This window comes from Methylocaldum sp. (assembly GCF_039794385.1).
Taxonomy (GTDB): domain Bacteria; phylum Pseudomonadota; class Gammaproteobacteria; order Methylococcales; family Methylococcaceae; genus Methylocaldum.
The window spans coordinates 1-11,646 of the sequence record NZ_JBDIVO010000133.1 but is presented as its reverse complement, the minus strand read 5'-3'; the positions used below and the strand labels follow the sequence as shown (position 1 = coordinate 11,646).

The 11,646-nt window shown below is 59.6% G+C and carries 15 protein-coding genes; 10 read left to right on the top strand and 5 right to left on the bottom strand.

The window, feature by feature from the left end; genetic code table 11:
• Positions 1-574: 574 nt before the first annotated feature.
• From ABJK70_RS12770 to ABJK70_RS12760, 3 genes are all read right to left on the bottom strand, one after another.
• Positions 575-1,456 (bottom strand): AraC family transcriptional regulator, encoded by an 882-nt coding sequence (locus ABJK70_RS12770; protein WP_347258159.1) that lies wholly within the window; start codon positions 1,454-1,456, stop codon positions 575-577.
• Between the two features lie 454 nt (positions 1,457-1,910).
• Positions 1,911-3,275, bottom strand: coding sequence for an ATP-binding protein (locus ABJK70_RS12765; RefSeq protein WP_347258158.1), 1,365 nt, complete (start codon positions 3,273-3,275; stop codon positions 1,911-1,913).
• A 6-nt stretch (positions 3,276-3,281) separates the two neighbouring features.
• Positions 3,282-4,019 carry a response regulator gene (locus ABJK70_RS12760; protein WP_205780665.1) on the bottom strand — a complete coding sequence of 246 codons (738 nt, stop codon included), beginning with the start codon at positions 4,017-4,019 and terminating at the stop codon, positions 3,282-3,284.
• 149 nt (positions 4,020-4,168) lie between these two features.
• Between ABJK70_RS12760 and ABJK70_RS12755 the strand changes: the two genes are divergently transcribed.
• From ABJK70_RS12755 to ABJK70_RS12735, 5 genes are all read left to right on the top strand, one after another.
• Positions 4,169-5,296 carry an isoprenylcysteine carboxylmethyltransferase family protein gene (locus tag ABJK70_RS12755; RefSeq protein ID WP_166642692.1) on the top strand — a complete coding sequence of 376 codons (1,128 nt, stop codon included), beginning with the start codon at positions 4,169-4,171 and terminating at the stop codon, positions 5,294-5,296.
• Positions 5,297-5,311: 15 nt separating this feature from the next.
• A complete protein-coding gene (locus tag ABJK70_RS12750; RefSeq protein ID WP_347258157.1) occupies positions 5,312-5,725 on the top strand; it encodes a hypothetical protein in 414 nt (137 codons plus the stop codon).
• Positions 5,726-5,828: 103 nt separating this feature from the next.
• Complete coding sequence (locus ABJK70_RS12745) at positions 5,829-6,266, top strand: VOC family protein (RefSeq protein WP_077728705.1); 438 nt, start codon at positions 5,829-5,831, stop codon at positions 6,264-6,266.
• Positions 6,267-6,270: 4 nt separating this feature from the next.
• On the top strand, positions 6,271-6,618 hold the full coding sequence (locus ABJK70_RS12740; RefSeq protein WP_077728704.1) for a GFA family protein: 348 nt from the start codon (positions 6,271-6,273) through the stop codon (positions 6,616-6,618).
• Between the two features lie 63 nt (positions 6,619-6,681).
• Complete coding sequence (locus tag ABJK70_RS12735; RefSeq protein ID WP_077728703.1) at positions 6,682-7,095, top strand: SgcJ/EcaC family oxidoreductase; 414 nt, start codon at positions 6,682-6,684, stop codon at positions 7,093-7,095.
• Positions 7,096-7,196: 101 nt separating this feature from the next.
• Here the strand turns inward: ABJK70_RS12735 and ABJK70_RS12730 are convergent, their stop codons facing one another.
• Both ABJK70_RS12730 and ABJK70_RS12725 read right to left on the bottom strand, forming a co-directional pair.
• Complete coding sequence (locus ABJK70_RS12730; RefSeq protein ID WP_086134033.1) at positions 7,197-7,790, bottom strand: MAPEG family protein; 594 nt, start codon at positions 7,788-7,790, stop codon at positions 7,197-7,199.
• Positions 7,791-7,942: 152 nt separating this feature from the next.
• Positions 7,943-8,380, bottom strand: a complete 438-nt coding sequence (locus tag ABJK70_RS12725) for a helix-turn-helix domain-containing protein (RefSeq protein WP_208110221.1) — start codon at positions 8,378-8,380, stop codon at positions 7,943-7,945.
• A 97-nt stretch (positions 8,381-8,477) separates the two neighbouring features.
• Between ABJK70_RS12725 and ABJK70_RS12720 the strand changes: the two genes are divergently transcribed.
• The 5 genes from ABJK70_RS12720 (at position 8,478) to ABJK70_RS12700 (ending at position 11,537) form a co-directional block, all read left to right on the top strand.
• Positions 8,478-8,933 carry a hypothetical protein gene (locus tag ABJK70_RS12720; protein ID WP_205780664.1) on the top strand — a complete coding sequence of 152 codons (456 nt, stop codon included), beginning with the start codon at positions 8,478-8,480 and terminating at the stop codon, positions 8,931-8,933.
• A 30-nt stretch (positions 8,934-8,963) separates the two neighbouring features.
• Positions 8,964-9,299: a TfoX/Sxy family protein gene (locus ABJK70_RS12715; RefSeq protein ID WP_143735060.1), complete on the top strand. Its 336-nt coding sequence runs from the start codon at positions 8,964-8,966 to the stop codon at positions 9,297-9,299.
• A 43-nt stretch (positions 9,300-9,342) separates the two neighbouring features.
• Positions 9,343-10,521: a methylated-DNA--[protein]-cysteine S-methyltransferase gene (locus ABJK70_RS12710; protein WP_156880556.1), complete on the top strand. Its 1,179-nt coding sequence runs from the start codon at positions 9,343-9,345 to the stop codon at positions 10,519-10,521.
• Positions 10,522-10,535: 14 nt separating this feature from the next.
• A complete protein-coding gene (locus ABJK70_RS12705) occupies positions 10,536-11,168 on the top strand; it encodes a glutathione S-transferase N-terminal domain-containing protein (protein ID WP_347258156.1) in 633 nt (210 codons plus the stop codon).
• Positions 11,169-11,237: 69 nt separating this feature from the next.
• Entirely contained in the window at positions 11,238-11,537 is a 300-nt protein-coding gene (locus ABJK70_RS12700; protein WP_347258155.1) for a hypothetical protein, read from the top strand.
• The last annotated feature ends 109 nt before the right edge of the window (positions 11,538-11,646 follow it).

The following is an 11,646-nucleotide window of genomic DNA, read 5'->3' as shown; positions in this document are numbered from 1 at the left end:
CGTCCATGCACATGGACTTCGAAAAAGGCGGGCGGACCGAATTGGAAACGATGACGGGAGCCGTGGTCGGAATGGCGCGCCAGTACGGAATTCCCGCGCCGCTCCACGAACAGGTCTATCGCGCCTTATCGGCGCGTGCGGAACGGTTTGTCCAGAAAAGCGAACCGGCGTGAATGCGCTTCAGCTCGTAGGATGCACTGAGGTACGACAAATTGGCAGGGCAAGGCGCAACGCGACGAGCGGGCAGGCCAGGGAAAGGCTGCCCCGGACTCGCGAGCGAAGCGGGACAGCGTGGCGAGGCCGATTGATTCGTCTCATCCATGAGACTCGCCCGTCGGGCCGTGCTTCGCACGTTCCAATTGACCAAAGCCATCCTTGGCTTTGGCCCTAAGGCAAACTTCGTTTGTCCCATCCGGCTCCGGGCCGAATGGTCGCTCCCGGCGAATTGGTGCACGGCGGAGCCGCCCGCAGGGTGCCGGATAGGGAGGTCCGGCATGAACCGCATCGATCGCGAACAATGCCTGTCCTGAGCCCGGTCGAAGGGGGCTTCCCTTCGTTCAGCGCATCCTGTGAGCTAATAAATGGGCAGAAATACGTCAGTAACAGCCTCGCCTTCCGACACATCCGGAAAGAACCGGATTCGTTGCAAGAACATCGGAAAATCTCTCGGTTCTTCTCCGCTTTGCGGCAACCATTCGGAATAAAGGTATCGGATGGTATCTCGAAGGGTGTCATCGGAGCCGATGTGCCGCAACACCGCGCATCTGCCTCCGGGAATGGTTTTGCTCACTATTCGGACTTCGTTGTTGGCGAGGTCGTGAACGGTTGCTGCACATATGTCGATACGATAATCCTCAGGGGCGATTTCTGCCGGGTCGTTGTAGAGAATGTTGAATGTGGCACTAACCTTTGGCGAGAGATGATTCTGCTTTCGCCATTCGATGAATTTCCGTATTGAGTTACCGATCAGTTGTGGGTCGCCACGATGTTCAAGCGCGGCGACCTTGGTTTCATTGAAGGTGACGATTTTGACCTGCTCGCCGTTCGTTATCGATTTCATGTGATTGCTCCTTAGTTCGCTCAATCGTTGATAGGTCGCGTACCAAGGATTCCACTGCGGCTGACGCCTGAATTCGGAAGGTGACTGCCCGATGCTCTTTTTGAATGCGCGAGAGAACGACTCTGGCCCTTTGTAGCCACTGGTCAAAGCTATGTCGATGACTTGGCGGTGGCTGCGAAATGCTAGCTGATAAGAGGCTCGTTTCAAGCGACAAAGTTGAACATACTCGTATACACCGATCCCGAAGAGTTCAGAGAACTGCCGGTGGAAATGATATTTCGAGAAGGCCGCAACACCGCTGAGTATTTCCACGGAAAGGTCGTCCTCCAGGTGGTTATCAATGTATTCAAGCACCTTCCGGAACCGAGCGTGGACCTTCGCTGTGTTAGTGTTCAAAGAAACGTCTCCTTGGCGTTCAGGAGACTATCGTTCCAAGAACGAAGGGGCATAACAGATCTTGCGGAGCTAACGTTTTTGTTGACACATAATCGGGATAGGGCGATGCCTTACGGCACCGCTCCTCCCACACCACCGGGCATACGGGTCAGGTACCACGGCGGTTCGATGAATAACGGCCATCTCATGCTGCCAGCTCCGGCAGCCCCAGGTTAAGGAAGGTACGGCGCGGTAAGGCCAGCGTCAAAGCGGGCGTCTTGCTAAGCCGCCAGGGGCCATGCGCCGATTTACTAGTGTTCCAGGCTTCCCGGACGCTGACCCCGCATCTTCTCAGTTCGCGGTAACCCGCTCTTCCCCATTGCTTCCACTGATAGTAGCCGTAGGCGAATCCGGTTATCGAGCCGTTGTCGGCAAAGGGTTGCCGACCTACAACATCTGTAATCGCCGATGTCAGTCAGGGGCCGGCAAAAACCGGGGACGACACCTTGGGCAAAGTCACCTTCACCAGCAAGCCGCCGCCCGGTCGGTCGGCCAGGGCAATTTCGCCGCCGTGGCGGCGCACGACCATGCGGGCGATGGTGAGCCCCAGCCCGGTGCCGCCGGTTTTGCGGCTGCGCGAGGCTTCCAGGCGGAAGAACGGGACGAAAACCCGATCCCTCATCGCGTCGGGAATTCCGGGTCCGCGGTCGCCGATGGTGATCTCGATGCAGTCGCCGCTATCGATCAGCACCACGTCCGCTGCTCGCCCGTAGGTCAGGGCATTGTCGATGAGGTTGGCGAAGGCGCGGCGCAGCGACACCGGGCGGCCCGAATATTTCAGATGCAAGGGGCCTTCGCAGGAAACAGGCTTTCCGGCGTCGGCGAAATCGTCGCATAGGCTTTGCAGCAGTACCGACAGATCGAGAACGGTCGGAGGTTCCGCCGCCGAATCGTCGCGGGCGAAGGACAAGCTCGCTGTCAGCATCGATTCCATCTCGTCCAGGTCGGCGGCCGCTTTCCGGCGTTGAGCGGGGTCTACTATCAATTCCGTGCGGAATCTCAGCCGGGTCAGTGCGGTTCTCACATCGTGGGAAATGGCGCCCAGCATTAAAGTACGGTCTTCGATCAGGCGGCGGATGCGGTTTTGCATGTCGTTGAAAGCCGCCGCGGCCTGGCGGATTTCGCTGGGGCCGGTCTCGCTCATGGGCGGGACATCCACATTGGCGCCGAGCCGTTGCGCGGCAAGGGCGAACCGGGCCAGTGGAGCGGTCACCTTGCGCGCGGCCCATAGCCCCAACGCCATGATGCCGAATAATGACACGCCGATTGCCAGCACCAGCCGCAAGGTCGAAAGCGCGCCGACACGCTCGGTTGCCATCGAGAACTGCACCCAGGTGCCATCCGACAGCGCCACCCAAACGTGCAGAGGGCCCGGTGCCGGCATCATCCAGTCCAATGCCGGCCGCTGCGCGCCGGCCGGATACCCGGCCTCGACCCGCTCTAGCCCGTAAGACTCCGAAAGAACGCGGACATCGCGCGCCAGATGGTGGGTCATCGCGTCTTGAGCCATGGCGGGCGGCGTTTCTCCGGGCCGCCAGGCAACCGACAGGCCCGATTCGCTCAAGGCGGGAATCAAGGCCGGCCGGGAATCGGGGGACACCCGATTCAGCACCGAGGCGACGACGGCGGTACGGTGCAGGTTTCGGAAAGTCTCGTTCCATCCCTTGCCGTGGAACAGATCCAGCATGAAGATCGACAGGCTTGCCAACATGGTGAGAGCAAGCCCAGCGACGAGCAGCCCAACGATCCTGCCGGCGATGCTGTCGGGCCAGAGTCTCATTGGGTCTCACTTCTCGCGAAGGACACGGGGCACGAACAAATAACCGCCGCCGCGCACGGTCTTGATCAGCGTCGGGTCGTTGGGATCGGCCTCGATCTTGCGGCGCAGCCGGCTCAGCTGTACGTCGATGCTGCGGTCGTACGGGCCGGCAATGCGTCCTTTGGTCAAGTCCAGCAACTGGTCGCGGCTCAAGACGCGTTGCGGATGTTCCGCGAAGGCCGCCAAGAGATCGAACTCGCCGCTCGTCAGCGGCATCAGCACGCCCTCCGGTGAATGCAGTTCCCGCTTGGCGAGGTCGAGCCGCCAGCCGTCGAAGACCAATGTCTTGGCTCCGTCGGACGCATGGCTCGGCGCTCCACCGGTACGCCGCAGCACCGCCTTGATGCGGGCCAGGAGTTCGCGCGGGCTGAACGGCTTCACGACATAATCGTCGGCACCCATTTCCAGTCCGACGATGCGGTCGGTCTCCTCGGCGAGCGCGGTGAGCATGATCACCGGCAGATTCGACGTCGCCCGCAGCCGGCGGCAGAGCGCGAGGCCGTCGTCGCCCGGCAACATCAAATCCAGCACCACCAGATCGAAGCGCGCGACATCCATGGCTCTCGCCATGGCGTGTCCATCCGCCGCCGCATCCACTCGATAACCATGCCGTGCGAGAAACCCGGACAACAATTGGCGGAGTTCGCGGTCGTCGTCTACGATCAGAATACGCGGAGACTTCGACATGGGCGGATTGTCAGACATCCTTCACAACATTCCAGAAAAACTTTGTAACTTTCGGTAACAGATGGCGCAAATGAAATCGGCCGTTACAAATCTGCCACTCGGCGAAACCGTTCCGTAACCGATCGGGATTATCGTGTTATCCAACCCGAATGGAGAGGTCCCAAGCAATGAACGCCCCGTCTCGACCCGAGAATTCCACTACCCCAAAACGGCTGCTGAAGCCGACCGCATGGATCGTTTACCTGGTCATCGGTTTCGAAATCCTGTTCATGATCAGTCCGGCCGCCCTCTATTTTTACTCCTTGTACGGGCCGGCCTTGAATGTTCTCAACCGTTGGGAAGCCACGGCCTGGCTGACCCAGTTCTTTCTGCCCCATATTTCGACGACCCGGAGTCCGGTTCTCAACGCGCTGCCCTGGATCGGCGGGGTCTTCGCAGTGATCGGAGCGGCATGGTTCCTGGCCTCGGCGGGCCAGCTCTATTGGAACAAGTTCCGCCAAAAAGGACTGGTCACGACGGGCCTGTATGCCTTCAGCCGTCACCCGCAATATACCGCGCTGGCGCTGCTTGGACTGGGCACCCTGCTGATGTGGCCGCGCTTTCTCGTCTTGATCGCATACGTGGCGATGCTGTTCATGTATCGCTATCTCGCCGCCCTGGAAGAGCGGCGCTGCGAAGCGGAGTTCGGCCAAGCCTACCGGGATTACCAAGCCCGCACCCCGCCGATTCTGCCTTTCATTCCGCATTCCGCGGATCGCGGCGGACATCCCCGGATCGGACTCGGTGCATTGGGCGCCGTCGCGAGCATCATCGCTGCCTTGCTCATCGGATTCGGTTTGCGGGAATATACGCTATCGGAAATCACGGCGGTTTACCCAAACCGCGCCGCCGTGTTGTCGCCTGCTCCGCTCAGCGAGGAGGAACTGCTCGCGGCCTATCGTACCGCACTCAAGAACTCAGAGGTTCCGCAGCTGCTGGCGCGCTTTGGCGCGGATCCGCTGGTGGTCCATGTGGTACCTCGGGATTGGCACCTGGCCGACTTGCCGATCGACCTCGAGCCGGGGCGAGGAGGCCACCACACGCCGGCGAACTTCGACAGACGTTACTACAAGATCCTGTTCAGCCAAGCGCGCATCCATGAGAAGCGCGCGGCCGGGACGGACATCGTTCGATCGGCCTATGGTGTCGATCCGTTGCTGTTGGTCGAAGTCGACATCGCCGCCGGCAAGGTTACCGCCATCGAAACGCCCCCTGCCCACGTCGTGTGGGGCGATATTCCGACCCCTTTGTTTTAATCACGGAGATTCGTTATGAGGTTGCATCGTCTTGCAAGGTTCGTTGTCACGGCTGCGCTTGCGGCTATCGCGTCCGCTTGCGCCGACAAATCCTTGGTCGGCACGGCAGGAAACGGCGACATTGCGACAGTCAAGGTGTCCGGAGCAAGACAAGACATATCGGCCTCACATCCAAGCCTGTTCGACCTCTACGTCTCGGGAGACGGCAATACCGTTCGGGTGCCTTCCGGGAGCGCCATCAGGACATTGTGGGTTAGCGGAGTCAATCACAGGATTACCGTTTTATCCGGTGCGACCGTGCAATCCATCCAGATATCCGGAGTCGGAACGTCCATACGTCTGCCCGAGAACATCCGTGTCGCCGTGAGCAGCAGCGGGGTGGCTGGCCGGGTTGTCGATGACACTGATGGTACGGGGCTCGACGATTAGCCTCCGCGCATTTGGAAAGAGGGAGGGGACCGGCAAACATCACGCACGCACTGAAAAAGAACCATTTTGGATAATCTGAACCCATTTCGCGAAGGAGATAGAGATGACCGTTAAACCGATTCCCGACGGCTTTCATACCGTGACGCCTTTTGTAGTCGTGGAAGGCGTCCCCCGGCTGATCGAATTCCTCAAGACCGCATTCGGAGCCATCGAGTGCATCAGAATTCATGACGCCGAGGGGCGCGTCATGCATGCCGAGGTCAAAATCGGAGATTCGATCGTGATGATGGGCGAGGCGATGGAACGACGTCCTTGTATACCGGCACTGCTTCATCTCTATGTACCCGACACGGATGCGACCTATCGCGCGGCACTGGATGCCGGTGCGACGTCGTTCATGGCACCGGGCGATCAGTTCTGGGGCGACCGTATGGCAGGCGTCCAAGACCCGGCCGGCAACCACTGGCTGATAGCGACCCATGTGGAGGATGTCGAGCCATCCGAGATCGCCCGGCGGGCGCTGGCTTTCAAGAAGGAATGAAACGATGGTCTACCAAGGTAGCTGCCACTGTGGGCAAATCGGTTTCGAGGTCGAAGGCGATATCGAACACGTCATCGAGTGCAATTGTTCCATCTGCAGCAAACGCGGCTCGCTGCTCTGGTTCGTGCCGCGGCAGCAACTTCGCCTGTTGACACCGGAACAAAATCTCTCCACGTACACGTTCCATACCGGCCGGATCAAACACCGATTCTGCGCCCGCTGCGGAATTCATACCTTTGGCGAAGGCACCGACCCCTCGGGCCGCGCCATGGCGGCCATCAATGCCCGCTGTCTCGAAGGCATCGATTGGTCACGAGTTTCGACCAAGCACTTCGACGGGCGCAGCCTCTGACCGTGTCGTCCGGCAAGGAGCGACAGCGATCAGGCAGACCGCTTTTAAAGCAAGGAACCATTCATGACACGCGACGAGCAATCCATACGCGAACTGATAACGACCTGGCATCGCGCTACCGCATCCGGCCAGGTGTCCGAGATTCTGCCCCTCATGTCGGAAGACGTCGTTTTCCTGGTCGCAGGGCAAGCTCCGATGTGCGGCCGGCAGGCATTCGAACAAGGCTTTCGCAACGTGCTGCAAACCCACCGCCTGCATGTCGAGGGCGAGATTCGGGAGATCGAGATCTCGGAAAATTGGGCTTATTGCTGGAGCTGCCTATCGGTTACCGTGACGCCCCGAAACGGGGGGGTTCCGGTACAGCGGACCGGCGACACGCTAACCATTCTCCGCAAGGGAGCTGATGGGGCTTGGAGGGTTTTTCGCGACGCCAACCTGCTGGCCGTCGCGGCGTCCGAGAAGACCGATGATGCTTAACCCGGCGTGGCTCGGAAAACATGAACGTAAAAGAGCGGCCTTGTCCTTGTGGCGGCGCTCACTCCGGTTCGGCGCGTATTTCTACATCGTGCCCAGTTGGTTCATATGCTCTGTGCCGCAAATCGAGTCCAGATGACCGTAAGCGTGATGAACCCGGCAAAAAATGCGGCAAACCGGACCGGCACGTAATTAAAGCCGATATGGATAACCGCATGGGCATAGCGCGTTGCCACGAAAATCCAGGCCAAAGCAACCTGCACATTGTCGAACTTGCCAGTCGTCAACATGAACAAACAGACAACATAGAAAAGGACGGGGAGTTCCAGGAGGTTCATATACGCTCTGGCAGGACGTTCAATCCATTCGGCGGGCACTGGCGCAGTCGACGCATAAGTCCGGAAGTAACGCTCCGATGCCGTGCCACGGATGAATGCAAGGTTTCTGTATACGACCATCAGTACCGTCACCATGGCTGTAAGGCCGGCAAGCGCAACAACCGGCTTAATCAACATGCCGGGATTCAGGTGGACATCCGCAGTAGCGGGCGTCATCCGAATAGCCGCCACCAGCATCGCAACGAATAGTGCGACGATAATGCCGACCATAATGTATGTTCTAACCAGTGTATCCGTGGGGACTTTCTCAACTGTCCAATCAGTCTGAAGGTGTCCGTGCTGCTTGGAAGGGCTGGTCATAGTGTCTCTCCTTGCTGCGGGTCGGGATAGTTTCGGGGCGCATCGCTCCACGCTTCGAGGCGCCCCAAGCTTAAATACTTGTATTATGCAAGCGCTGTACTTTCGCACATGGCATTGCCTTTGCCAAGTGCCGGCTTGGCTCGGGAGACGGTTCAGGCCAAGTGCTCAGCTTCCCAGCGTTCCAGCTTCTCCAGAACTTTCCTGACAAATTCGTCGCGGTTCCCCTCCAACTGACCGGCGACGTCGGGCGGAATCTTGGCAGTGCCCACATGCTCATCGGACCATTTGACGATTTCGATCATGACATGGATCAGCGACTTGCCGGATGGCGTCAGGTAGTACAGCTTGCGGGTTTTGCTTTCCGGGTGCGCGACGGATTTGATCAGGCCCGCCTGAACCAGGCGGCGAAGCCGGTCGGCCAGGATATTGGTGGAAATTCCTTCGAAGGAATTGAGGAGATCTTTGTATTCGTGCAGGTTGCGGAACATCAGGTCGCGGACGATCAAGAGCGTCCATCGATCACCGATAAGGTCCAGGGCATGGGCCAGCGGACAGGGCGAGCTGTCGCTATGGCATAACAGTTTGGGCAAGACAAATCTCCAGAACAACGCTTGCGTTACGCAAGCGTTTGCAGTAGTTTCTAAAATGCTTTTGATAAACAAGTATTTTAAGCTTTGGAGGAATTCCATGACGAAAAAGTTTCTGTTGGCCGTGCTGGCTTATGTCGCCCTCTCGTTCGCCATCGGCGCCCCCTGGCACTTCATTCTGTTCAAGGATGTGTACCACGAGTTGGGCATATACAACCGTGCCGAACCGATCATCCCCCTCGGTCTACTTTCGATGTTCGTCCAGGGCGCGATCATCGCCCTGCTGTACCCGTACTTCGGCTGCGAAAAGACACCGATTCGCTCAGGGCTGGCTTTCGGCGGCCTCATGGGCTTGTTCCTGTTCAGCGTGTCGACCTTGGCGAACGCGGCGAAAATTCAGGTCTCTTCCATCGAACTCTGGCTGACGGTTCAGAGCACCTTTCACCTGATCCAATTCGCCGCCGCGGGGGCAGCTATCGGCTGGATATACGGCAGCGACTTCAAACATGCCGGTCGATCCCAAGCTCCGGTGCGAGCCGCCGGTACCGTCCGATAATGCTGAACCGGACTTTTGGAGGAACTGATCATGGCTTGCGATCCGGGCTTGTCGCAGCGCTTGGAGGAAATGCTCGCCGAGCGTGCCGGCTTCGAGGCCAAGAACATGTTCGGCGGCATCGGCTGGCTGCTGCACGGCAACATGTGTGTCGGCATTTATCGATCATGGCTGATCGTCCGGGTGGGCGAACATACGGCCCGCCGGCTTTTCGAGGAAACCCATGTCAAACCGATGGATATCACCGGAAAGCCCATGAAAGGCTGGGCCATGATCTCCGACGAAGGGCTGGCGGAAGATCGTCAACTTCAGCATTATGTCGACTTGGCTATCGAATTCGTTACCAGCCTGCCCCCAAAAAATCCGTGATGGTGATATGAACCGTCCGCATCGATCCGGAGGACCAATCCCCATGAAGCCGTCCGACTACTGCATCTTCGACACCCCGCTCGGTCCTTGCGGAATCGCCTGGCGCAACGGCTGGACCAAAGGCGCCCCGCCGGCAGTGACTTCGTTTCAGCTTCCCGACCACACGGCGCAAGCGACGGAAGCGAGGCTCGCACGGGAATCCGGCGCGCGCCCGGCTAGCGCTCCGCCGCCCGCGATCGCGGCCATCATCGAGCGAATTCGCAGGCACTTCGAGGGAGAGGCCGAGGATTTTCGGGACATCGATGTCGACCTCGACGGCGTGGGACCCTTTGCACGGGAAGTGTATGAAGCCGCTCGTGCCATTCCGGCCGGGCGAACCATGACATACGGCGAGATCGCGGAAGCCCTGGCGCGCCCCGGTGCGGCGAGGGCCGTCGGCCAGGCTCTGGGGAAAAACCCGATCCCCCTGATCATCCCCTGCCACCGGGTACTGGCGGCCGGCGGCAAGCCCGGCGGATTTTCGGCGCCGGGCGGACTGGCGACCAAATCCCGGATGCTGGCCGCCGAAGGAGTCGCTTGGGCTCTGCCGCCGACACTCAAGTCGGCACAAGATCTCCGGCGTGCGGCGGCGCGCCTTAAAGCCCTCGATCCCCGCCTGGTCGATTGCTTGTCCCGGCCCATCGCATTCAAGCCGAATGCCGAACACTCTCCCTATGCGGCGCTGCTAAGCGCGATCGTTTACCAACAACTGACGCCCAAGGCGGCAGCCACCATCCTGAACCGGGTGAAGGGACTTTATCCGGGGACGACGATTCCGGAACCCGGCGAACTCCTGAATACCCCCGACGAGGCTTTGCGGGAGGCGGGCCTGTCGAAAGCGAAAACCGCCGCGCTGAAGGATCTGGCGGCCAAGACTCTGGACGGTACCGTACCGACGGCAAGGGCCATCGTTGCGCTGCACGACGACGAGATCGTGCGACGGCTGATCTCGATTCGAGGCGTGGGGCGGTGGACGGTGGAGATGCTGCTCATCTTCAATCTTGGCCGGACGGACGTCTTTCCGGTCGACGACTACGCGCTCCGAAAAGGTATCGCGAGAGTCTACGGGATGCCGGAAGTCCCCTCCCCCAGCCAGCTCATTTCTCTGGGGGAGCGTTGGCGGCCCTATCGCACGGTGGCCTCGCTTTACCTCTGGAATGTCGTCAATGCCGAAGTCTTTTGAACGAGAGTAAACCTATGATGGATGGCAACCGCCAAGTCACCCTGTTTCATGCCCCCAATACCCGTTCTCTCGGCACCCTAACCCTGCTCGAGGAACTCGGCGCCGATTACCGGCTGCACGTGTTTAACCTGAAAACGGGCGAGCAGCGCAAGCCCGACTATCTCGCCATCAATCCCATGAGCAAGGTGCCCGCCCTGCTGCATGGCGATGCCCTGATCACCGAGCAGGTGGCAATCTTCATCTACCTCGCCGACCTCTATCCGGAGGCGGGACTCGCGCCCGCCGTCGGCGATCCCCTGCGAGGACCTTATCTACGCTGGCTGGTGTTCTACGGTTCCTGTTTCGAACCGGCCATGGTGGACAAAGGCTTGGAGCGTGAGGCCGCTCCGCGGTCGACCTCCCCGTACGGCGATTACGACACTATGTTAAAAACGCTGACCGATCAGCTCGCAAAGGGGCCTTACATTCTGGGCGAGAGGTTCACCGCCGCGGATGTGCTTTGGGGCATCGCCTTCGCCTGGAGTACAGCGTTCAAGCTCGTGCCGGAATCGCCGACGATCAAGACCTACATCGACCGCATCAATACCCGCCCAGCGGTGGCGCGAGCCAGAGCCAAGGATGCCGAGCTCGCCGCGGCTCAGGGTTAGGGCCTCTTTTCGCTTTTGTATCAAAGGGATCCATAAATGATTCGGCTTTCGTTGCAGAGGCGTGGCTTGATGCTTCTGTCGGCTGCCACCGTTCTTTTTTCTTCCGCTGCCCCTGCTCAGGAGAAAAATGAGAGCCCCAAGGAACTGGAGCTCAGTTATGAGACCTTCGACCAGCGCCCTGGCAGCGGCTGGCGCAAAATCGCCGATCAGGGAAAGTATCTGGAAGCCGCCAAGCTGATCGACCGGTACGAAAAAGAAGCCAAGGTCCTTGAGGAGTGGCAGCGCGTGAACCTGCGGTTCCATGCGGGTCAGCTCTATGCAGCGGCCGAAGAGAAAGACGAGGCGCTCGCGCGCTTTAATGCGAATTAAGGGCTGTCCGGCCACTGGTTCAACAGGAACATGGCAGCCGCGAGGCGGCCGAAGACGTGAACGAGGAGTCCCCGCGAGGAGCGGACTTTGCTGGCCGCCTCGATACCGG